This is a genomic window from Parafrankia elaeagni (assembly GCF_000374165.1).
Taxonomy (GTDB): Bacteria; Actinomycetota; Actinomycetes; order Frankiales; family Frankiaceae; genus Parafrankia; species Parafrankia elaeagni.
Genome location: NZ_KB893715.1, coordinates 108,852 through 129,866 on the forward strand (window position 1 = coordinate 108,852; position 21,015 = coordinate 129,866).

At 68.0% G+C, this 21,015-nt stretch carries 19 protein-coding genes; 12 read left to right on the plus strand and 7 right to left on the minus strand.

Translation table 11 applies throughout. The features are described from left to right. Window positions 1-91: 91 nt before the first annotated feature. Window positions 92-775, minus strand: coding sequence for a TetR/AcrR family transcriptional regulator (locus B207_RS0110015; RefSeq protein WP_154675254.1), 684 nt, complete (start codon window positions 773-775; stop codon window positions 92-94). A 99-nt stretch (window positions 776-874) separates the two neighbouring features. Between B207_RS0110015 and B207_RS0110020 the strand changes: the two genes are divergently transcribed. From B207_RS0110020 to B207_RS0110040, 5 genes are all read left to right on the plus strand, one after another. After that, window positions 875-1,798 carry an NADP-dependent oxidoreductase gene (locus B207_RS0110020; RefSeq protein ID WP_026310898.1) on the plus strand — a complete coding sequence of 308 codons (924 nt, stop codon included), beginning with the start codon at window positions 875-877 and terminating at the stop codon, window positions 1,796-1,798. Window positions 1,799-1,825: 27 nt separating this feature from the next. Beyond that, on the plus strand, window positions 1,826-2,197 hold the full coding sequence (locus B207_RS0110025) for a DoxX family protein (RefSeq protein WP_018636393.1): 372 nt from the start codon (window positions 1,826-1,828) through the stop codon (window positions 2,195-2,197). Window positions 2,198-2,384: 187 nt separating this feature from the next. Continuing rightward, a complete protein-coding gene (locus tag B207_RS0110030) occupies window positions 2,385-3,236 on the plus strand; it encodes an NAD(P)H-binding protein (protein ID WP_018636394.1) in 852 nt (283 codons plus the stop codon). Window positions 3,237-3,272: 36 nt separating this feature from the next. Next, a complete protein-coding gene (locus tag B207_RS0110035) occupies window positions 3,273-3,917 on the plus strand; it encodes an NAD(P)-dependent oxidoreductase (RefSeq protein WP_018636395.1) in 645 nt (214 codons plus the stop codon). Between the two features lie 253 nt (window positions 3,918-4,170). Then, window positions 4,171-5,211: an LLM class flavin-dependent oxidoreductase gene (locus B207_RS0110040; protein WP_018636396.1), complete on the plus strand. Its 1,041-nt coding sequence runs from the start codon at window positions 4,171-4,173 to the stop codon at window positions 5,209-5,211. A 67-nt stretch (window positions 5,212-5,278) separates the two neighbouring features. Here B207_RS0110040 and B207_RS0110045 read toward each other — a convergent pair whose 3' ends face one another. Beyond that, window positions 5,279-6,148: a siderophore-interacting protein gene (locus tag B207_RS0110045; protein ID WP_018636397.1), complete on the minus strand. Its 870-nt coding sequence runs from the start codon at window positions 6,146-6,148 to the stop codon at window positions 5,279-5,281. Between the two features lie 67 nt (window positions 6,149-6,215). Next, window positions 6,216-6,959 (minus strand): TetR/AcrR family transcriptional regulator, encoded by a 744-nt coding sequence (locus B207_RS0110050; RefSeq protein ID WP_018636398.1) that lies wholly within the window; start codon window positions 6,957-6,959, stop codon window positions 6,216-6,218. A 240-nt stretch (window positions 6,960-7,199) separates the two neighbouring features. Here B207_RS0110050 and B207_RS0110055 point away from each other — a divergent pair, with 240 nt between their 5' ends. From B207_RS0110055 to B207_RS0110075, 5 genes are all read left to right on the plus strand, one after another. Continuing rightward, window positions 7,200-7,958: a CoA transferase subunit A gene (locus tag B207_RS0110055; RefSeq protein WP_018636399.1), complete on the plus strand. Its 759-nt coding sequence runs from the start codon at window positions 7,200-7,202 to the stop codon at window positions 7,956-7,958. Between the two features lie 471 nt (window positions 7,959-8,429). Then, window positions 8,430-9,380, plus strand: a complete 951-nt coding sequence (locus B207_RS0110060) for an HpcH/HpaI aldolase/citrate lyase family protein (protein WP_026310899.1) — start codon at window positions 8,430-8,432, stop codon at window positions 9,378-9,380. Between the two features lie 106 nt (window positions 9,381-9,486). Next, a complete protein-coding gene (locus B207_RS0110065; RefSeq protein WP_018636401.1) occupies window positions 9,487-10,686 on the plus strand; it encodes an acyl-CoA dehydrogenase family protein in 1,200 nt (399 codons plus the stop codon). A gap of 38 nt (window positions 10,687-10,724) precedes the next feature. Next, complete coding sequence (locus B207_RS0110070) at window positions 10,725-11,234, plus strand: MaoC family dehydratase (protein ID WP_018636402.1); 510 nt, start codon at window positions 10,725-10,727, stop codon at window positions 11,232-11,234. Between the two features lies 1 nt (window position 11,235). Further along, window positions 11,236-13,272, plus strand: coding sequence for a protein meaA (locus B207_RS0110075; protein WP_084692089.1), 2,037 nt, complete (start codon window positions 11,236-11,238; stop codon window positions 13,270-13,272). 203 nt (window positions 13,273-13,475) lie between these two features. Here the strand turns inward: B207_RS0110075 and B207_RS33320 are convergent, their stop codons facing one another. Beyond that, window positions 13,476-14,828: an amidohydrolase family protein gene (locus B207_RS33320; RefSeq protein WP_063820899.1), complete on the minus strand. Its 1,353-nt coding sequence runs from the start codon at window positions 14,826-14,828 to the stop codon at window positions 13,476-13,478. Between the two features lie 562 nt (window positions 14,829-15,390). Between B207_RS33320 and B207_RS0110085 the strand changes: the two genes are divergently transcribed. Further along, window positions 15,391-16,380: a VOC family protein gene (locus tag B207_RS0110085; protein WP_026310900.1), complete on the plus strand. Its 990-nt coding sequence runs from the start codon at window positions 15,391-15,393 to the stop codon at window positions 16,378-16,380. A 251-nt stretch (window positions 16,381-16,631) separates the two neighbouring features. On the opposite strand, the gene B207_RS0110090 is transcribed toward B207_RS0110085, so the two are convergent. After that, complete coding sequence (locus B207_RS0110090; RefSeq protein WP_018636406.1) at window positions 16,632-17,909, minus strand: cytochrome P450; 1,278 nt, start codon at window positions 17,907-17,909, stop codon at window positions 16,632-16,634. 243 nt (window positions 17,910-18,152) lie between these two features. Between B207_RS0110090 and B207_RS33325 the strand changes: the two genes are divergently transcribed. After that, window positions 18,153-19,418, plus strand: coding sequence for a cytochrome P450 (locus B207_RS33325; RefSeq protein WP_018636407.1), 1,266 nt, complete (start codon window positions 18,153-18,155; stop codon window positions 19,416-19,418). A 95-nt stretch (window positions 19,419-19,513) separates the two neighbouring features. Here the strand turns inward: B207_RS33325 and B207_RS39645 are convergent, their stop codons facing one another. Both B207_RS39645 and B207_RS33330 read right to left on the minus strand, forming a co-directional pair. Further along, the gene (locus B207_RS39645; RefSeq protein ID WP_154675255.1) at window positions 19,514-19,708 is read right to left on the minus strand and encodes a hypothetical protein; all 195 of its coding nucleotides are present in this window, start codon (window positions 19,706-19,708) and stop codon (window positions 19,514-19,516) included. A gap of 40 nt (window positions 19,709-19,748) precedes the next feature. Beyond that, the gene (locus B207_RS33330) at window positions 19,749-20,942 is read right to left on the minus strand and encodes an ABC transporter substrate-binding protein (RefSeq protein WP_018636408.1); all 1,194 of its coding nucleotides are present in this window, start codon (window positions 20,940-20,942) and stop codon (window positions 19,749-19,751) included. Window positions 20,943-21,015 lie beyond the last annotated feature (73 nt).

Here is a 21,015-nt window from a genome sequence, read left to right on the forward strand (position 1 = left end):
GGGTCCTTGACCGGCGAGGTTCGACCCCGGAGGGCTCCCGGTGCGGCTGCCGCCCGGCGGCGCTCTGTGGGTCGGCGCGAGGGCCTGCTGGTCAGGGTTTGTGGCTCGGGCGCTGTCGCCTGGCGGCACGCAGCATCGCCTTGTACATCTGGCGGGGCCGGGGCGGGTCGGGCAGGGGTTGGGCGGTGGAGGCCGCGCAGGCCTGGAGGAGGTAGCCGACGAGACGGCGCCAGGCGTCGGGGGCCGCGTCGGTGGTGGCGGTCAGGACGCCGGCGTTGGCCATGAGGAACATCGGCATGTCCTCGGTGACGAAGTCGGCGCGGAGCTTCCCGGCGGCCTTGGCCCGCTCGATGAGGGTGGTGAAGTCGGCGAAGGCACGGTCGCGGGCGGCCTCGAACTGTTTCGCGGTGGGGAAGGTCATGGTCAGCACCGTGGTGAAGCCGCGGTCGCAGGCCTGCATGGCGCAGATCTGTTCGACGTAGCCGCAGAACCCGTGCCAGGGGTCGGGGTCGGTGAGCGCCTGGCGGGCGGCGTCGGCGTAGGCGTTCATCTTGGCCTCGAAGGCGGCCGCTATCAGGCCGGCGCGGGTTGGATACCGCCGGTAGAGGGTGCCGACGCCGACTCCGGCCCGCCGGGCGATGTCCTCCATCGGCACATCGAGGCCGAGTTCGGCGAAGACCTCGCGGGCTGCGGTGACGATGCGCTGTCGGTTGCGCTCGGCGTCGACACGAAGCCCGGTGCTGCTGGGGGACATGGGTGGTGGCGTCGAGGCCATCGCATCTCCTGAGGCAAGTGGAAGACACCGTCCACTTGTATGCTACGTTGTGTCCCTCAAGTGGAGAAAGCCATCCACTTCTTTCGTAAGGAGATCGACGTGCGTGCTGTTGTGATCGCCGAGGAGGGTGCGCAGCCGACGGTTGCCGAGCTGCCCACACCGCAGCCGGCTGCCGGTGAGGTGCTGGTACGGGTGCAGGCGTCCTCAATCAACGGGTTCGACCTCTCCGTAGCCGGTGGTCATGTGGCCGGGATGATGGAGCACCGCTACCCCTTGGTGCTTGGCAAGGACTTCGCAGGCACGGTCGCCGCTGTCGGGGACGGCGTGACCCGGTTCTCCGTCGGGGACGCGGTGTTCGGAGTGGTGACCAAGCAGTTCCTCGGTGACGGCGGTTTCGGGGAGTACGTCACGGTTCCCGAAGAGATCGGCATCGCTGCCCTGCCCGGGGGGGTCGAGGTGGCAGCTGCGGGAGCGCTCGGTCTGGCCGGCACGGCCGCGCTCGACGCGCTCGACGCGGTGACGCCACAGCCGGGTGAGACCGTGCTGGTCAGCGGAGCGACCGGAGGAGTCGGCGCGGTCGCGGTCCAGTACGCCGCCGCGTCCGGCGCACGGGTCATCGCGACCGCCCGCCCCGGCGAGGAAAGCGAGTTCGTCCGTAACCTCGGTGCCCACGAGGTGGTGGACCACACCGGCGACGTGCCCGCCCAAATACGCGCGGTCAGCCCCGGTGGCGTCGATGTGATCGTGCACCTGGCCGGTGACGGCGCGGTGCTGGCCGGGCTGCTGACGGAGAAGGGTCGGATCGCCAGCACGATCGGCTTCGGCCCCGACCAGCACCCGGCAGCCACGTTCGTCATGGCCAACCCGACCGGCACCACTCTGGACCGGCTCGCCGGCGATGTCGCCGCCGGTCGCCTGCGGGTGCCGGTCGCCCGGGCCTACCCGCTGGCCGAGGTGCCGGCCGCGTTCGGCGACTTCGCCGGCGGCACGGTGGGCAAGCTCGGTATCACCGTTGCCTCCTAGCAGTTCGGAACACAGGGACATACGGCGATGAACGTCACCCTATGGATCATTCAGGGCCTGCTGGCGGCAGCGTTCGCTCTGGCCGGCGTGCAGAAGGCCACCCAGCCGAAGGACAAGCTGGTGGGCCGCCTGCCCTGGGTCGAGGACTTCTCGCAGAACACCGTGCGGTTCATCGGTGTGGTGGAACTGCTGGCCGCGCTCGGGCTGGTCCTGCCCCGGGCCACCGGGATCGCGCCGGTTCTCACCCCGCTGGCCGCGACCGGACTCGCGATCACCATGGCCCTGGCCGCCGTGACCCACCTCCGGCGGCGGGAACCCTCCGGCATCGCGGTCAACGCCGTCCTGCTTGGGCTCGCTGTTCTCGTCGCGTGGGGTCGGTTCGGCCCCTATGGTCCCTGACCGGCACCCCACCAGGCGGCACGCCAGGTAAGTCCTCCCCGGCTCGACCGCCCCCGCGGGATTCCCCGCGGGGGCGGTCGAGCCGCCCCCTCTACCAGCCCAGCCCGGCCCGGCCCGATCATCCTGCGGCGAGCACAGCGGCGCTTCGTCTTCGCGGCGGGACAGTCCAACGTCAGGAGAACTCGTCATGTCCGTCCTCGTCATCGGTGCCACCGGCGGCCTCGGCCGTCTGCTGGTGACCGAGCTGCGCAAGGCCGCCCTCGCCCCGGCTGAGATCACCGCCGCCGGCCGCAACAAGGAAGTCCTCGACGCCTTCGCGGCCGAGGGTCTGCGTACCGCCCACGTGGAACTCGGCGACGCGGCCCGGATCCGCGACGCCGTCGCGGGACACGAGCAGGTGGTGCTCATCTCGGGCAAGGACCCCGACCGGCTGCAACAGCACCGCCACGTCGTCGACGCCGCCGCGGCCGCCGGTGTGCGGCACTTCTACTACACAAGCGGCATCCGGGCTGACGATCCCGGTTTCGCCCTCGGTGCCGACCACAAGGCCACCGAGGACAGCATCAAGGACGCCGGTCTGCGCCACACCATCCTGCGTAACGGCTGGTACATCGAGAACTTCATCCCCGCGATGCGGGTCGCCGCGCAGACCGGTGTTCTCACCGCCGCTGTCGGTGACGCCCCGATCTCTCCTGTCGGCCGCCGTGACCTCGCCCAGGCGCTGGCCGTCGCCGTCACCACCGGTGGCCACGACAACCGGACCTACCACCTCACCGGCGACCGCGATTACACCTACCACGACATCGCAGCCGCCATGGCCGACGTCCTGGGCACGCCGGTGCACTACCAGCCGGTCTCCGTCGAGGAGTACCGCGCGCTGCTGATCGGGACCGGGATCGACGAGGCGACCGCCGGGTTCCTCTCCGCGCTCGACCAGAGCATCGGAAGCGGCGTGCTGGCCCACGCCGGCAACGACCTCAGCCGCCTGATCGGTCATCCCACGATGTCCCTCGCCGAAGGTCTCCGGCAGGACCACTGACATCCAGCCCTGGCAGCATCGGGAGGAACCCGCACCATGAACGTAACCGTCTTCGGCGCTACCGGCGCCATCGGACAGATCGTCGTTGACGATCTGCTGCGCGCCGGCCACGACGTCACCGCCTATGCGCGTAACCCGGCCAAGATCCCGCCGTCCTGGGAGGAGAAGAGCGTGGCGGTGATCATCGCAGAGATCACCGACGCCGCCTCGATCGACAAAGCCGTGGCCGGTGCCGACGCTGTCGTCTCGGCGCTCGGTCCCAGCATGGACCGCAAGGCCACCGGTCTGCCCCTGGTCGAGGGCACCCGTCTTGTCATCGAGGCGATGCGGCGGCACGGTGTCCGGCGGTTCGTCGGCAACGGCACACCGAGCATCGTCGACGAGCGTGACAAGCCCACCTTCCAGCAGAAGCTCGTCGGCTTCATGGGACGCACCTTTCTGCCGCGCGCGTACCGGGAGCTGCTCGGCATGTCGGAGATCATCACCACCAGCGGCCTCGACTGGACCATCGTGCGTTTCAGCGCGCCCAAAAACGGCCCGGCGCGCGGGGTGCGGCGCCAGGGGTTCTTCGGCACCGACAAGATCGGCATGAAGGTCACCCGCGCGGATATCGCGGCCTTCACCGCCGCTCAGATCACCGACGACCGCTATGTCAGGGCCGCACCCGCGATCAGCAACTAGTGCGCCGACCACGATCCTTTCCGGGTTTGGTCAGGCCGCTTGTGATCGTGGTCGTTCCCAACGCGTTGCGGTGTTCGACGCGGGCGTGTCCGCGGACGCGCCCGCGTCGTGGGGCTCGCAGGACGGTGGGGTGGCGGGCCCTGCGGGCACGGGTGTCCCGCTCGTCGACGCCAGAGCGCCCGATCCCCAGCACCCTGCCCAGCGTTTCCTCACAACCCACGAACGTCTGTAGTCAGCGCACTAGGGAGCTGTTGTGACCTTCGAGCTCGGCGTCTACACCTTCGGCAACACCCCCCGGCTGGCCAGCGGCCGATGTGGTCCCACCGCTCACGCGATCCGGGACGCGCTGGAGGCGATCAAGCTGGCGGACGAGGTCGGGCTGGACTACTTCGGCGTCGGGGAACATCACATGCGGGCGATGCCACTGTCCTCCCCGACATCGCTGGTCAACGCCGCGGCCGCCGCCACGAACCGGATCACGCTGAGCACCGCGGTCACGGTACTGACGACGGACGACCCGGTCCGGGTCTACCAGCAGCTCGCGACGGCGGCGTCGATAGCGCCCGGGCGGGTCGAGCTGGTCGCCGGCCGCGGCTCGTCGGCGATCACGTTCCCGCTGTTCGACTACGACGAGCGCGACTACGACATGCTCTACTCCTCCAAGCTCCGGCTGCTCATGGCGATCAACGCCGGCGAGAACGTCACCTGGCACGGCCCGCACCGGACCCACCCACTACAGGGGGTCACCATCTTCCCCCGCCCGGAGCAGCCGCTGAAGATCTGGCTCGGCACCGGGGGCAGCCCCGAGTCGGTCTACCGCGCCGTCGAGTTCGGACTGCCGATGTTCCTCGGCATCCTCGGCGGCACACCCGAGCACTGGGCACAGTACGGGCACGCCTACCGCAGCGCCTGGGCCCAGGCCGGCCACCCTGCCGAGCAGGCCGACATCGCGGTCGCCGTCCACGGGTTCGTCGCCGACACCGACGCGCAGGCCCGGTCGACCTACCTGGAGTACGAGCACCGGATGATGGCCGAAGGCATGGCGGAACTGGGCCGCCCCGCCCCACCGCCCGGTGCCCGCGCCGCCGCGTTCGAGCGTGGCGGGATGGTCTTCGTCGGCAGCCCCAACGAGATCGCCGACCGCATCCTGCACCTGCACGGACTCCTGGGTCACAGCCGCCAGATCCTGCAGATGGACGTCGGTGGCATGCCGCACCGCGACGTCCTGCACGGCATCGAACTGCTCGGGACGAAGGTGCTGCCCCAGATCCGTGCCGAGCTCGGCGCACCATGACGCCGCGTGCCGGCCGCGCATCGACCGCGGGAGGTCCCGGAGCGTGGTCGATGCGCGGCGAAAGCGGTCAGGGTCGCAGGGCCGCCTGCTCCTCGGTCTCGACCTGGTTGTTCCAGTCGCGCTTGGCGGTCTGCCAACCGTCCTCGTCGTGCCCGGCCCGCCAGTAGCCGGAGATCGACAACCATTCCATCGGCACCCCCCGCTCGACGCGCAGCAGGCGACGCAGTGCCTTGACCGCGCCCGCCTCACCGTGCACGAACACATCTCCGGTGCCGGCCGGGAATTCGACCGCGGTGACCGCCTGGACCAGCAGCTCACCCACGGGCCGGTCACCCCGGTGTAGCCACTGGACCTCGACGCCGGCCGGCGTCCGCAGATCCTGTTCCTCCTCCCGGCCGGCGATCTCGACGAAGGCGAAGACCGGCCTGCCCGCAGGGATGCGGACGAGCGAGGCGGCGATGGCAGGAAGCGCGCTCTCGTCTCCCGCCAGCAGGTGCCAGCCGGCCCCGGGGCTGGGAGTGTAGGCGCCGCCGGGGCCGTTGAGCAGAATCTCGGTTCCCGGCGCGGCGGCGGCGGCCCAGGGCCCGGCGAGGCCCTGGTTGCCGTGCACCACAAAGTCGATCGTCAGCTCGCGGGCGTCCGGATCCCAGGCCCGCACAGTGTAGGTACGAGTCCGTGGCCAGTGCTCGCGTGGCAGCTCGGCGCGTATGACCTGCAGGTCGAACGGTTCCGGATAGGCCACCCCGGGGACGGGGAACAGCAGTTTGACGTAGTGGTCGGTGAAGTCGCCGGCGGTGAACCGGTCCAGGCCGGGGCCGCCGAACACGACGCGGACCATGTGGGGGGTGAGGCGCTCGGTGCGCAGAACCGTCGCGCGGTGCGGGGTGGGGAACCGTCGCTCCGCTGGACGGTTGGTCTGACCAAGGCGTTCTGCCATGTAGGTCGCACTCCTCGTCGTCAGTTGCCTGTGATGCGGGCGATCTGCTGGCGCCATGGGGTCGTCATCACGACCGACCTTCCTCCTGAGGGGCCGGATCGTCGTCGGTGGCGGGGTCCGACGGAGTCGGCCCGGAGCGACCGAGGCGGATCATGGCGCGGTACAGCGCGGTGGGGGCGGGTGCCGGCGGCGGGCTCGGGATGTCGGCCCCCGCCATGGCATAGGCGCGGAGCATGTGGCCGACCAGGCGGCGCCAGGTGCCGGGAACGGTGTCCTGGGTGGCGGCGATGACGCCCGCGTTGGCCATCAGCAGGATCACAAGGTCTTCTGAGGTGAAGTCATCGCGTAGATGCCCGCTGTGCTGGGCGCGGGCGACGAGTTCGACGAAGTTGTCGTACGCCTCGGCCCGGCGCCTCTCCAGCGCCCTGGCGGCCGGGAAGGTCATGGTCAGTACCTCGGCGAAGCCCCGGTCCGCGGCCTGCATGGCACAGACGGCCTCGACATAGCCGACGAAGCCGCGCCACGGGTCGTCGTCAGCGAGAGCGGCGGCGCCAGCGGCGGCATAGCCATCCATGCGGTCGGCGAAGACGGCGTTGATGAGTTCGTCGCGGGTGGCGAAGCGGCGGGCGAGAGTCGCCTTGCCGACGCCGGCCTCGCGGGCTACCGAGGCCATCGACACGCTGAGCCCCTCGGCGGCGTAGAGGCGGCGGGCGGCGGTCAGGATGCGCTCGCGGTTGCGCTCGGCGTCCGCGCGTAGCCCCGCCTCGGCCCGTCCACCCGGGCCGTCCTCGGGAGCTGCGGAAGGGGACATCTCGCTTAGCCTAACGCAAGTGGAACGGGTTGCCCGTTTCTGGCCCCTGACGCGGGCCGGCCGGCTGCCTGCTTCCTACGTTGCGGGAGCCAGTGCTCGGACGGTCCCTCCTCGCCTCTGGACGCGCTTGTTAGCGGCCGCTAACATCGGGCGCGTTGGTGACGGTAGGTGCGGTGCCCCGCATACGCGCCGACGCGGGCGGTGCAATGGCCCTGGCTCGATTCGAGGACGGTGTGAGCTGTGGACAAAGTCGTCGCCAGCGCGGCTGACGCGGTCGCTGGCGTAGGAGACGGCGCCTCGTTGGCCGTCGGTGGGTTCGGTCTGTGCGGGATACCGACAGCACTGATCAAGGCACTGCTGACGGCCGGGGTCACCGATCTCGAAACAGTCAGCAACAACTGCGGGATCGACGACTGGGGGCTCGGGCTCCTCCTGCGCGCTGGCAGGATCCGCCGCACCACCGGCTCCTACGTCGGCGAGAACAAGGAGTTCGAACGGCGCTTCCTGTCCGGAGAACTGGAGGTCGAGCTCGTGCCGCAGGGAACGCTGGCCGAGCGTCTGCGTGCGGGCGGTGCCGGCATCCCGGCCTTCTATACCCCCGCGGGCGTGGGCACCCAGGTGGCTGACGGTGGGCTTCCACTCCGCTACGACAGCGCGGGTGGCGTCGCACTCGCCTCGCTGGCGAAGGAGACCCGCATTTTCGACGGAGCCGCCTACGTGCTGGAGCGCGCCATCGTCTGCGACTTCGGACTGGTGCAGGCATGGAAGGGTGACCGTCACGGCAACCTCGTATATCGCCAGAGCGCGGCCAACTTCAACCCGCTGTGTGCAGCAGCCGGGCGGATTACCATCGCCGAGGTCGAGGAGCTTGTCGAGCCCGGTGAGCTCGATCCTTCCTGCGTGCATACCCCGGGGATCTTCGTGCAGCACGTCGTGCACGCTCCCGAAGTGGCCAAACGCATCGAGAAGCGAACAGTGAGTACGCGGGCGTCGATCTGAATCCGTTGCTGACGTGGCCGGCCACCCGGCCACCCGGCCAGACGGAGCCGTCGACGGTGGAGCGACAGCGGTGGGCTCGTCGACGGTGAAAAGGGGCCCCAGACGGTAGGCCACGGTCTCGACGGACTGGCTGCCGACGGGCGGGCTGCTCGACGACGGTGAGACAAACAAGGACATAATTGTTGTCGACGAGGCTGCAGGGAATTTCATAGCCGGTGGCGTTGTGCGCGAACTGGATCGGGAAACTCGTCGGCCGTCGGGAAGCCTTCGCGACGCGCAGCTCGGCCGAGGCGACGACCTATGAGACATCGAGGTTGACGTGGGCTATCCCACAGGCCTCGGTTGGTCGACGCGGACGCGGCTCGCCGCTAACATCCATACATGTTAGCGAGCGCTAACATCTGGAAGGTGCTGGCCGCGTTCGAGCGAGTGCCTGTGGATCTTTCGCTGTCGAAGGGAGCTCCGGGACTTATGCCGCAGCGTGCTCGTCGGTCGTGTCTGGCCGTACCCGCCTCGAATCCGAAAATGTTGGGAAAGGCCCAGAGCCTGCCCGCCGACCAGATCTTCTGTGATCTGGAGGACTCCGTCGCCCCGGGTGCGAAGGAGTCGGCGCGGGACAATGTGGTCGCGGTGCTGAACGAGGGTGACTGGGCAGGGAAGACCCGGGTGGTCCGGGTGAACGACCTGACCACGAAGTGGACATACCGGGACGTGATCACGGTGGTCGAAGGGGCGGGGGCGAACCTGGACTGTGTCATGCTGCCGAAGGTGCAGACCGCGGCCCAGGTGCAGTGGCTCGATCTGTTGTTGACGCAGATCGAGGAGGTGATGGGGTTCGAGGTCGGGCGTATCGGTATCGAGGCGCAGATCGAGAATGCGCTGGGCCTGTCGAACGTGAAGGAGATCGCGTTCGCGAGCCCCCGGATCGAGACGATCATTTTTGGCCCGGCGGATTTTATGGCGTCCATGAACATGCCGTCCCTGATCGTCGGTGCGCTCAATCCGGACTATCCGGGGGACCCGTTCCACTACGTCCTGTTCAAGATTCTGGAGGCGGCCCGCGCGCGGGGGGTACAGGCGATCGACGGGCCGTATCTGCAGATCCGCGATGTGGACGGCTACCGGACGGTCGCCCGGAAGGCCGCGGCTCTGGGTTATGACGGCAAGTGGGTGCTGCATCCGGGACAGATCGAGGCGGCGAACGAGGTCTTCGCGCCCCGGCAGGAGGACTACGACCACGCCGAACTGATCCTGGATGCCTATGCGTGGCACACCTCGGACGAGGGCGGCCTGCGGGGAGCGGTGATGCTCGGCGAGGAAATGATCGACGAGGCGTCACGGAAGATGGCCGAGGTCATCGCGGGCAAGGGCCGCGCGGCCGGGATGGAGCGCACCGCCAAGTTCGACCCCGCCGCCGGCTGAACTGCCTGGGGCCTGTCGGTTCCGCATTCAGGTCAGGTACAGGGTGCCGTGACGCTACCGGCCAGCGGACCGGAGCTCACCCCAAGGTTGTGACAGGAGCATGGAGATGGGCAGGATCGCGCAGACCGACGGGCTGACCGAGGTGCAGGCCGACATTCTCGCCGCGGTGCGCACGTTCGTGGACAAGGAGATCCTTCCCTACGCCACCGAACTGGAGCACTCCGACGAGTTCCCCGAGGCGATCGTGGCGGCGATGCGGGAGATGGGACTGTTCGGTATCACCATTCCCGAGCAGTACGGCGGGCTGGGCGAGTCACTGCTGACCTACGCTCTGGTCGTCGAGGAGATCGCCCGGGGGTGGATGAGCGTCTCCGGGGTGATCAACACGCATTTCATCGTCGCTTATCTGGTTCTTCAGCACGGTTCGGACGAGCAGAAGCGGCGGCTGCTGCCCCGGATGGCGACCGGGGAGCTGCGGGGGGCGTTCTCGATGAGTGAGCCGGGCTGCGGTTCCGACGTCGCCGCGATCACTACCCGCGCCGACCGTGACGGCGGCGACTATGTGCTCAACGGGGCGAAGATGTGGCTGACCAACGGCGCCCGCGCCGGTGTGGTCGCCACCCTGGTGAAGACGGACGAGGGTGCCGACTCCGTCTACCGGAACATGACCACGTTCCTGCTCGAGAAGGAACCCGGTTTCGGTACCCACGGTGGAATAACCATCCCCGGAAAACTTGAGAAGATGGGCTACAAGGGTGTCGAGACCACCGAGATGATTCTCGATGGCCACCGGGTCCCCGCGAGCAGCATCCTCGGTGGGCCCACCGAGGCCGGCCGTGGTTTCTACCAGATGATGGACGGTGTCGAGGTCGGCCGGGTCAATGTCGCCGCCCGCGCCTGCGGAATCATGATCCGGGCGTTCGAGCTCGCGATCGCTTACGCGCAGCAACGGCGCACCTTCGGCCGTCAGATCGCCGACCATCAGGCGATCGCGTTCAAGCTCGCCGACATGGCCACGAAGGTCGAGGCCGGTCATCTGATGATGGTCAGCGCGGCTCGCAAGAAGGACGGCGGGCAGCGCAACGACGTCGAGGCCGGCATGGCCAAGTACCTCGCCAGCGAGTACTGCCACGAGGTCACCACCGAGGCGTTCCGCATCCACGGCGGGTACGGGTACTCCAAGGAATACGAGATCGAACGTCTCTACCGCGAGGCACCGTTCATGCTCATCGGCGAGGGCACGTCTGAGATCCAGAAGAGGATCATCAGTACGGCCCTGCTCAAGGAATACAGACTGCGTGGCTGAGAATATACGGAATACTTCTATCTCGATGAGGGGCGGGCATGCAGTTCGGCCGTTACTACGAGGAGTTCGAGGTCGGCGCCGTCTACAAGCACTGGCCGGGTAAGACCGTCACCGAGTACGACGATCATCTGTTCTGCCTGCTCACGATGAACCATCATCCGCTGCACATCGATGCGAACTACGCCGAGCGGACCACGCAGTTCAAGCGGAACGTCGTCGTCGGGAACTACGTGTACTCGATCCTGCTGGGAATGTCGGTCCCCGACGTCTCCGGTAAAGCGGTCGCGAACCTCGAAGTGGAGTCCCTGCGGCACGTCGCGCCGGTCTTCCACGGCGACACCGTCTACGGCGAGTCCACCGTTCTGGCGAAGGTGGAGTCGAAGAGCCGGGAGGACCGCGGCATCGTGACGGTCGAGACCCGCGGGCACAACCAGGACGGCACGCTGGTCTGTATCTACCGTCGCAAGGTCATGGTGCCGAAGCAGGCGTACGGTGCGGCGCACGGCGGTGAGCAGCCCGGCCGCCCGCAACCGACGGGAGGCGCCTGACATGACCAGCATGTCCAGCGGCGAACGCCCGGTACTCGAACAGTCCGGATCTGAATGTCCCGATCGGGACCGGCCGTGGATCATCCGCACCTACGCCGGGCATTCCAGCCCGGTGGAGAGCAACCTCTTGTATCGGCGGAATCTGAAGAAGGGGCAGACCGGACTGTCGGTGGCGTTCGACCTGCCGACGCAGACCGGCCACGACCCGGATCACGCCCTGGCCCGGGGCGAGGTCGGCAAGGTGGGGGTGCCGATCGCGCATCTGGGGGACATGCGGGCGTTGTTCGACGGTATCCCGTTGGCGAAGATGAACACGTCGATGACCATCAACGCGACGGCGATGTGGTTGTTCGCTCTCTATCAGGTTGTTGCGGAGGAGCAGGGCGTCGATCGGGGCGAGCTGACCGGTACGACGCAGAACGACATCATCAAGGAGTACCTGTCGCGGGGGACGTACGTGTTCCCACCGGGGCCGTCGCTGCGCCTCACGACGGATCTGATCGCGTACACGGTGGCCCGGGTGCCGCGGTGGAACCCGATCAACATCTGCAGCTATCACCTGCAGGAGGCCGGGGCGACGCCCGTCCAGGAAGTGGCCTACGCGATGTGCACGGCGATCGCGGTGCTGGACGCGGTGGTCGCGGCCGGCCAGGTGCCGGCGGAGCGGATGGGTGAGGTGTGCGCCCGGATGTCGTTCTTCGTGAACGCAGGCGTGCGTTTCGTCGAGGAGATGTGCAAGATGCGGGTGTTCGTCGAGCTGTGGGACGGGTTGCTGCGTACCCGGTACGGGGTCACTGATCCGGGCCAGCGGCGGTTCCGGTACGGGGTGCAGGTCAACTCGTTGGGGCTGACCGAGGCGCAGCCGGAGAACAACGTCGTCCGGATCGTGCTGGAGGCGCTGGGCGTCACGCTGTCGAAGGACGCCCGCTGCCGGGCTCTGCAGCTGCCGGCGTGGAACGAGGCGCTGGGCCTGCCGCGGCCGTGGGATCAGCAGTGGTCGTTGCGGACCCAGCAGATTCTGGCTCTGGAGACCGATCTGCTGGAGTACGAGGACCTGTTCACCGGGTCCGTGGTCGTCGAGCGGCGGGTGGCCGAACTGGCGGCGGCGGTGACCGAGGAGATCGAGCGGGTCCAGGCGATGGGTGGGGCGGTCGCCGCGGTCGAGAGCGGTTACATGAAGACCCAGCTGGTGGCCTCGCAGGCCGCGCGGCGGGCCCGGATCGAATCGGGCGAGGACGTCGTGGTCGGGGTGAACCGTTTCACCGAGACGGAGCCGAATCCGCTGCTGGCCGATCTCGATACGGCTGTGCAGACAGTCGACCCGGCCGTCGAGGAGGCGACCCGGGCCCACGTCGCGGCGTGGCGGGCCGCCCGTGACACGGCTGGCGCGGCCGAGGCCCTCCTGGCCCTGAGGGAGGCGGCGAGGACGAATGTCAATCTGGTGCCGGCGACCTTGGCATGTGCCCGTGCGGGAGTGACGACGGGGGAGTGGTCGGGGGTACTGCGGGAGGAGTTCGGCGAGTACCGGGCGCCGACCGGGGTGTCCGGCGCGGGGACGGCCGCCGGAGGCACGGACACCGGTGTGATACGGGAGCTCGTGACTCAGACCGGGCATGAGCTGGGGCGACGGCTGCGGTTGTTGGTAGGCAAGCCGGGGCTGGACGGGCATTCCAACGGCGCCGAGCAGATCGCCGTGCGGGCCCGGGAGGTGGGCTTTGAAGTGATTTACCAGGGGATCAGGCTGACCCCGGCGCAGATCGTCGCCGCCGCCGTGGAAGAGGACGTGCACCTGGTGGGACTCTCCGTACTGTCCGGTTCACACATGAACCTGGTGCCCGAGGTGCTCGCCGGGCTGCGCGCGGCGGGTTTGGGGGAGGTGCCTGTCGTGGTCGGCGGGATCATCCCGGCCGCGGATGCGGTGCGATTGACCGAGATGGGCGTCGCGGCGGTTTTCACGCCCAAGGACTACGGTCTGACCGACATCATGCGCGGCATGGTGAACGTCGTACGGACAGCGCACGGGCTCGACCGTGCGTGAGACATCTCGCGGTGATCACGTCTCGAGGGCCGGAAGGGACGTTGGCCGACTACGGGGCGTTCCGGTTCGACTTCTGGAAGGCGGTGGCGAAGGCGGCGAAGCCCATGGCCAGTGCCTGGCCCCGTCTTCCGCACGTGGGGTTCGCAAAAGGCAGGGGGGTGAGCGACGGCAGCACCGTCGCTCACCCCCTGTACGAGGTGTGGTCAGGACCACGACCAGTTCTTGCGGAACGGGTACGGCATGTCGTCGTTCTTGTCCGCCGGGATCTCGTCGCCGGACAACGGAGTGCGGATCTGGTCGAGCGTCTGGGTGTTGATGCGGGCGGCCACAGTCTGCAACGCAGCCATGTCCAGCCCGTAAGCCCGTACAGCGTTCTCCCCGGCCATCATCAGCACGTCACGCTCCGGCAGCCCACCGAACGCGAACCGTTGGTGCAGGTGCGTCTGCGGCTCGGTGTCGCCGGGCTCTGGCCAGCGCCAGGTGCCCTCCAGATGCGGATAGTCCGAACCCCAGATGAGGTTCCCGGAGAAGCCGCCCTCGACGGCATGCCTGGTCTCGTGCGGGCACAGCCACCAGGCACCGAACACGGATCGCCGGCACGACTCGCTGGGCAGTTCGGGCACGCGCTGACGCAGCGAGTAGGCGGCCGGACCCTTGTAGACGGAGTCCATCTCCAGCATCTGCTGTTCCCACCAGTCGCCGGAGATCTCCGTGATGACGACCTTCAGCCGGGGGTGCCGGTAGAACACGCCGCCGTATGCCAGCCAGTGCAGGTGACGGCGTGCCATCCAACCCCCGCCCTCGATCATCTGCACCGCCGGCCCCTCGACGCCGGTGTAGCGCCAGGTACCGTCCTGGCCGCCGTGGCCGATCAGCGGCATGTCGAGGTCCTCGGCGGCGGCCCAGAACGGCTCCCAGATCGGCCGGTTGTACTCGGGGATGCCGCTGATCGGCGCGGGGAAGTTCACCGCCTTCAGGCCGTGCTCGCGCGCCCAGGTCATCTCCTTGACAGCGGCGTCGATGTCCCACAGCGGGACGTAGGCGAGGGCGACGTGTCGCTCTGGCTGGATCGTGATCTGATCGGCGAGCCAGGCGTTGTAGATGTGATAACCCACCGCCGACAACCTCGGGTCGTCGCCGACCTCCGCGGATTCGAACGGGCTGGTGCGGAACGGGATCGGCTCGCCGTTCTGACTGCCGTGCAGGATGACCGCTGCCGCCACGCCGTCCGCGTCGTAGTCCCGCAGACGCTGGTGCATGTCGTAGTGCCCGGTCGTCTGCGAGTTCTTGACCAGCTGGTTTATCATATCCGGCGCTCCGGGATGCAGAGCGCCGTTCCTCTCACGCGCGCCGCCGAACATCTTCTCGTTGCCGAGGCCGACCAGAGTGTCCTTCTCGGCGGCGAACCGGTCGAACTCGTCGAGGTACTCCTTCGGGCAGTACGGGCGAAGGTCCTCGACGAGACGGGGCCCGATGTGGGTGTCTCCCGACACCACGACCACCGGCGCGTCGCCGCGGGTCTCAGACGCTCCTAATTCGGCGAATGTCGCTGTCATGGCGTGCCCTTCTCTGTGTTCTGTGCGGACGGAGCCGCCGCCGTGTGCGGACGGGGCCTGCGGGCCAACGGGCGGGTGCGAGCCCGGCGCCACAGCGCACCGGCGAGGCTCCGAGCCGGTCGACCGGTGTGTGGCTCGGCCACGGGCTCCCCATGGCCCGGGTGACAGAATGGCTAAACTATGTACCATTAGTCTCATCCTGGCAAGCCTGTCGAGGACGCTCTGTGGTCGTGCACGGCAGGGCAGGGCGCGGAGTGATCCGCTGCTCCTGTCCTGATTCTGTCCGTGGGAGGGGAGCCCGCCGACCGAAGCCACGTCCGGCCGCAGTGGCACCAAGATCCCCATGGCCAGCCGGTGCCTTGGGCTGGACCGCGGTTTCGCCTGCCGTCCCAGGAATGACCGGTTGGGTCAGATGGACAATTTTCGTCTAACATGTTCTAAAGCTGCGGCCGGGGGTGGGCTGGCGGGAGTCGGAGCGTCAGCCGAAGCGGGTGTCGAGCGTATCCGGGTGGCCGGGATCGATCCCACCCCGGTGTCCCCGCTGCGTCGAACGGAGACAACCATGTACGACTTTCTGATAGCCGCCGATCTGATGGTTCCGGACCCGGACGGGCATGCGGAACTGCTGGTCGAGAAACTTGGCGTGCACTCGCATCCCCGGTGGCGCCAGGCTCCGGAGTCGATGAAGTCCGGCCTGGACAGCACCCACAACTACATAGCCCACTTCCTGCGGGTGAACAAGTCCCTGGCGCAGGCCCCGACCCGGCTCGAGCCCCAGCACCACTGGGACGTCCCGAACGCCGTCGATCCCTCGTTCGGCGCGCACCTGCGCAGCCTCGAGGAGTTCCAGGGGGTTCACCGGCCGATCAAGACCCACTCCATCACCGTCGCCTACAACGACATCGAGAACCTGCTCGAACGGCTGGTGAGCCGGCGGCTGCCCTTTCGGGTCGCTCCGCGGGACGAGGTGCTGTGGTTCGCCCGTGTATGGACGGGCATAACTCCCGAGGACCCTGTCTACCGGGGTGCCGTGGACGGAGGCCTGAGTATCGAGTTTCACTCCGGGGTCCCGCTGCAGCTGCCGGCCGAGGCCTACACGGAGCCGTACCCGGAGCCGGTCGATCCGGCACCGGGAGAGATGATCCGGATAACCGCCCGGGCCAATCTGGTGCGTGACCTCGACTCCACGCTGGGCACCCTCGCGGCAAATCTGGACTGGGAGCCGATCGGGCCTGTGGAGGTGTTCCCGGAGGAGGGGATCCGGCGGGCCCGGCTCGGCTTCAGACTCGCCCACAGCGCAACCATTGATCTCATCGAGCCGACCCGATGGGCCTGTGAGACGGGTCAGTACCTGCACACCTACGGGCCGGGTCCGTATTACATCAGGATCGCGGTCAACGGTCTGGATGCCAAGGCCGATGACCTCAGGAATCGTGGCACGCGGTTCTCCTGGCTTCCGGAGAGCCCGGCGGCCGGCGGTCGGCGCATCCAGATCGACCCCGCGGAGCTTGCTGGCACCCTGATCGAATTCGTCGAGTGGGTGCCACGGTGAGGATGCCGAGGACGGCTCACCTCACGACGTCGGCTTGCTGCTCTCGTCGTCGCCTCGACCGCGATCTGGCGTCATAACCTTCGTTCGTTCTCGCTCGGCGGATCGAAGCCACGACCGTGCCGGATGCCCGGCCGGTGTCATCGTTCAGGACCCTCGCGGAGAGTGCGGAGCTCTCGGCCGGGTGATGATCGGCTCCGGGTGGGCTGACCATCACCCACCGAGGTGGCGGCCCTGGTCGGGGTGGTGGTGGGTCAGTCCCAGACGACGTGGACGGCGGCAGGGCTGCGGAGCATCATGCCGCGGATCTCGGGCGCGGGCTGGTCGGGGTCGAGGCGCAGGTTGGGCATCTCGTCCAGGAGGGCGTCGATGGTCTCGTGCATCTCCGCGCGGGCGGCGTTCATTCCGGGGCAGAGGTGCGGGCCGAGGCCGAATCCCAGCCCGGTCCTGAACTTACGGTGAAGGTTGAAGGCCTCGGGATCCTCGAAGACGTCCTCGTCGCGGTTGGCGGAGCCGGTGCACAGGGTGATGCCCGCATGGGCCGGGATGGTAACGCCACGCACCTCGACCTGACGGGTCGTGATGCGGCCGATCACCACGGCGACCGGTTCGATGCGCATCCCCTCGTCGATCGCGGGGAGGATGAGGGAGCGGTCCTGCCGTAGCTGGTCGAGCACCTCCGGTCGCTGCAGCAGCAGAGTCGTGACGTTCAGGAACGAGCGCGTGGTCGTCTCCGACGCCGGCGTGAGCAGCACGCGGATGAAGCCCGCGATCTGTTCGTCGGTCATCCGCTGCCCCTCGAAGTCCGAGCGGATCATCCGGCTCATGAGGTCATCGCCATCGCTGCCCAGCGCCCGGCGCTCCTTGACCACGCCGAGCAGCTGCTCATAGGTCACGTTGGAGGCCTCGAGCCCGCGACGCCGCGCGTTCATTGTCTCTTCGGGGTTGCTGCGGTTGATGCCCATCGAGGCGAGCTGTTGGACGAGGGCACGGTAAGCGAACGCGTCGTACGCCTCCTGGTCCTCGGGCAGGCCGATGACCTGGTAGATCATCTTGACTGGGAAGGCCAGCGCGAGATCGACGAGGTTGGTCCGCTTGTCGGGGGTGGCGGCGATGCCGCGGACCATCTGCCGCGCCACGGGACGCATGACCTCCTGCCGCCAGGACTCCACGAGGCGGCGGGTGAAGGCCGGCGCATACAGGCCGCGGTGCAGCCGGTGCTCCTCGCCGTCCATGCCCAGGACGACTCGGCCGAACAGTGGCTCCATTACTTCCATGATCACTCTGCTGGAGAACGTCGCGGCGTCGCGGAGCGCGGCGGTCACGTCTTCATAGCGGAAGAGCGTGTACATCGGGCGGCTGCCGTCGGCCGACGCGGCCATGGCCGGAAGGCCGAACTCGCCCATGATGTCGCCCTCCATGACCGGCGTCTCGCGACGCCGCTCGGCGAACAGGGGGTACGGGTCGCCGATGAGGGTGGACCCCACCTCCCGGCTCAGCTCGTCGAAGACACTGCTGATCGTCGCGCTCATCGCTCTCCTTGGGCACCTGGGGGCACACTTGCGGATGTTGGCAATATAAACAGATAGTGCTCAAATCGTCTCATCGATCGTACGCCTTGACCGGCCTTCCGGCCACTGCCTAGACTGAGCAGATCGTTCGAAATATGTTCGATGTGTCCTGTAATTCGGTGTCCCGGAACCGAGTGGATCCCGGTGGCGGCGCTGGACGTCCCCGTCGAACAACCGCATGAGGCGACGAGAGGACCGCGGACGATGGCGAGGAGCGAGACCCATCCGGCGGCGGACGGGCTGCCGGCGACCTTAGTGGACTATGACGGTCCGCGTCCGCTGTCGCCGGAGGAGGTGGAGTACTTCGCGACCCACTTCGACCACCACCACCCCGCCTTCGGGCAGGACCCGCACCCCGTCTACAAGACAATGCACTCCCGATGCCCGATCACCTGGAGTGACAACTACGGCGGGTTCTGGATCGTTACCGGGTTCGACGAAGGGCGCTACGTCTGGCAGAACCCCGACTTGTTCGCGGCCCAGCCGTCCGTAAGCGTGCCACACGGGCTCGGCAACTCCCGGCCGCTGCTGCCGCTGGAGGTCGACCCGCCGCTGCACACCAAGCACAGGATGCTGCTAGCCCCGGTCTTCGCCCCCAATCGGATGAACGCGCTGGAACCGAAGATCCGTCAGATCTGCGACGAGCTCATCGACGCGTTCATCGACCGCAAGGAGTGCGAGCTTGTCTCCGAGCTGGCCCAGCCCCTTCCCACCAAGATCTTCGTCGACCTGCTCGGCCTTCCACGGGAGGAGGCGACGCGGTTCCAAAGCTGGAACTACCAGATCTTGCACAGTCAGCACACCGACTCGACCGGCGGGGTCCGCGCGAAGGCCGGTGCCGAGGTCAGGGCCCGGCTCGCCGAGATCCGCGACGAGCGCAGGCGGAACCGCCGTGACGACATCATGAGCGTGCTCATCGACTCCGAGATCGACGGTGAGAAGCTCGATGATGAGGAGATCCTCGACCACGCCTTCCTGCTGTTCCTGGCCGGGCTTGACACCGTGCAGGGAGTGATCGGCTTTCAGTACCTCTTCTTGTCGCAGCACCCTGAGCACCGCGACCGCCTGGTGCGGGAGCCCGAGATTATCGGCCGGGCGGTCGAGGAACTGTTGCGCTGGGACGGTGCTGTCATCGCCGGGCGCAACCTCACCAGGGACGTCAGCTACGCCGGGGTCTCGATGAAGAAGGGCCACCCGATCATCGTCGTGAACCGGGCGCTGGACCGCGACCCCCGGGTCTACACCGACCCGGAGACGGTCGACTTCGATCGCGACCCCAAGGGCACGATGGCCTTCGGAGCCGGCCCGCACCGCTGCGCCGGCTCGCATCTCGCCCGGCTCGAGCTCAGGATTGTGCACGAGCACATGCACCGGCGGATCCCGACCTACCGCCTCAAGCCGGGCCACGTCGTGCGAACCCGCGGCGGAAACGTCGCCGGCGTCGACACGCTCCCCCTCGTCTGGGACTGACACCGGGCACCAGGCGCCTTTCTCCGCGAGGGCGCGGGCGCGTCCCACACCCCCGCCGGCTCCGGTGACGATGGCGCACTTTCCTGCGAGCGTCGTCAGTCGTCCTCCCAGGCGGACACTGCCTCGCCGACGCCGACGCCGACGCCGACGCCGACGCCGACGCCGACGAGGGCAAGACCGACGGCCGACCCGACCTCTATCTCCGGTGATGTATGGCGATGATCAGGGGCACGGCGAGCTGGAGGTAGTGGCGCACCGGCCGGGCTCGCCGCGCCCAGCCGGTGCACCACGTTCGGCGGTCCTCCTCGACAGTGCTCCGGACAGCCGTGCTCAGGACAGCGGCATGACCTTGCCACAGATGTGGGGCGGGTCCTGCACCGAGAACGACGCAGAGGTGAACCGGACGAACGAATAGCAGCGTGAGACGTCCTGGTACGCCGTGAGGTCCAACGCTCCCGGGAGGAAGCCACCGGCCGTGTAGTCGCGAACCTGCCGCAGGTTGCGGATGAGATCCGACCTGGTCGGGCAGTCACCGGCTCGCCGGACGCCCTCGATGAACATGTCGGCCATGATCCAGCCGTTCACCGCGATGGTCCGCTCCGGCGGCTGGGATTCAGGTGCGTATCGCGCCATGGCCTGACGGAATTCCTGGTGAACCGGAAGGTTCAGCTCGAACGGGAGAATGTCCAGGTAGACGTACACGCCGTCGAGGAGTGGGCCGTACCGCCGGAGGGTGTCCGAGTCGTAGAGGCTGCCCGGCGTCAGGACGACCTTGAGGGACAGCCCGCCCGTCCGGACCGCTTCCATCAGCGAGATGGCCTGCGGAAGGAGAACCATTCCGGCCACGGTGTCCGCGCCGGACGCCTTGATCTGTTGTATGGCCTGCGTGGAGAAGAGCCCGTTCCCGTTCATATCGATTTCTGCCACCACCTCGACGCCGGCGGTCCGCATGCTGTTGGCGATTGCCTCCCGACCCCCCTGCGAGATCGGGTCGGCGAAGACGCCGAGGACAGCGGCCTTGGTTCCGCCGCGGGCTCGGACGAACTCCCCCCACGTCGTCGTGGACGAGGTGGGGGAAACGGATCTGGACCACGAGAACATGTTCTCGAGTGTCGACCAGGACGGCTCGAGGCCTGGACCGAAGACCGGAACACCCTGATCATGCAGGTACTCCGCGGACCCCCTGGTAGCTGTCGTCAGCTCAAGAATCGAGAAGACCCCTTCGCGTTCCACGAGCGCCTCGGCGGCGTTCTGGTTGCCCTCGTCGGTGCCGAAGTCGTCCTGCCAGACAAACGTGAGGCTGCGCCCGTTCACGCCGCCCTCGGCGTTCTCCGAAGCAAAGCGCGCCTCGACCCCGGACTGGAAGCTGCTGAACACGTTGGCCATCTGGCCGCTGTTCGGGTAGATCAGACCGGCCTTGATGGCGTCAGACGTGACCCCGGGGCTGACACAGGCGGCGCCGGGGCTTCCGTCATCGCCGCCGATGCCGCAGGCCGTCGCAGCGGCGAGGGTGACAGCGGCCAACGCTGCCGCACGGCGGCTGTGCCCGCCGCCGGGACGCCGGGGTCGTAAGTGTCCTGTGCCTGTTTCCACAATT

What these genes read in the sequence shown, in the direction of transcription:
- B207_RS0110015 (WP_154675254.1), bottom strand. Translation starts at nt 775, where the DNA reads ATGGCCTCGACGCCACCACCCATGTCCCCCAGCAGCACCGGGCTTCGT.
- B207_RS0110025 (WP_018636393.1), top strand. Translation starts at nt 1,826, where the DNA reads ATGAACGTCACCCTATGGATCATTCAGGGCCTGCTGGCGGCAGCGTTC.
- B207_RS0110030 (WP_018636394.1), top strand. Translation starts at nt 2,385, where the DNA reads ATGTCCGTCCTCGTCATCGGTGCCACCGGCGGCCTCGGCCGTCTGCTG.
- B207_RS0110035 (WP_018636395.1), top strand. Translation starts at nt 3,273, where the DNA reads ATGAACGTAACCGTCTTCGGCGCTACCGGCGCCATCGGACAGATCGTC.
- B207_RS0110045 (WP_018636397.1), bottom strand. Translation starts at nt 6,148, where the DNA reads ATGGCAGAACGCCTTGGTCAGACCAACCGTCCAGCGGAGCGACGGTTC.
- B207_RS0110050 (WP_018636398.1), bottom strand. Translation starts at nt 6,959, where the DNA reads ATGTCCCCTTCCGCAGCTCCCGAGGACGGCCCGGGTGGACGGGCCGAG.
- B207_RS0110060 (WP_026310899.1), top strand. Translation starts at nt 8,430, where the DNA reads ATGCCGCAGCGTGCTCGTCGGTCGTGTCTGGCCGTACCCGCCTCGAAT.
- B207_RS0110065 (WP_018636401.1), top strand. Translation starts at nt 9,487, where the DNA reads ATGGGCAGGATCGCGCAGACCGACGGGCTGACCGAGGTGCAGGCCGAC.
- B207_RS0110070 (WP_018636402.1), top strand. Translation starts at nt 10,725, where the DNA reads ATGCAGTTCGGCCGTTACTACGAGGAGTTCGAGGTCGGCGCCGTCTAC.
- B207_RS0110075 (WP_084692089.1), top strand. Translation starts at nt 11,236, where the DNA reads ATGACCAGCATGTCCAGCGGCGAACGCCCGGTACTCGAACAGTCCGGA.
- B207_RS33320 (WP_063820899.1), bottom strand. Translation starts at nt 14,828, where the DNA reads ATGACAGCGACATTCGCCGAATTAGGAGCGTCTGAGACCCGCGGCGAC.
- B207_RS0110085 (WP_026310900.1), top strand. Translation starts at nt 15,391, where the DNA reads ATGTACGACTTTCTGATAGCCGCCGATCTGATGGTTCCGGACCCGGAC.
- B207_RS0110090 (WP_018636406.1), bottom strand. Translation starts at nt 17,909, where the DNA reads ATGAGCGCGACGATCAGCAGTGTCTTCGACGAGCTGAGCCGGGAGGTG.
- B207_RS33325 (WP_018636407.1), top strand. Translation starts at nt 18,153, where the DNA reads ATGGCGAGGAGCGAGACCCATCCGGCGGCGGACGGGCTGCCGGCGACC.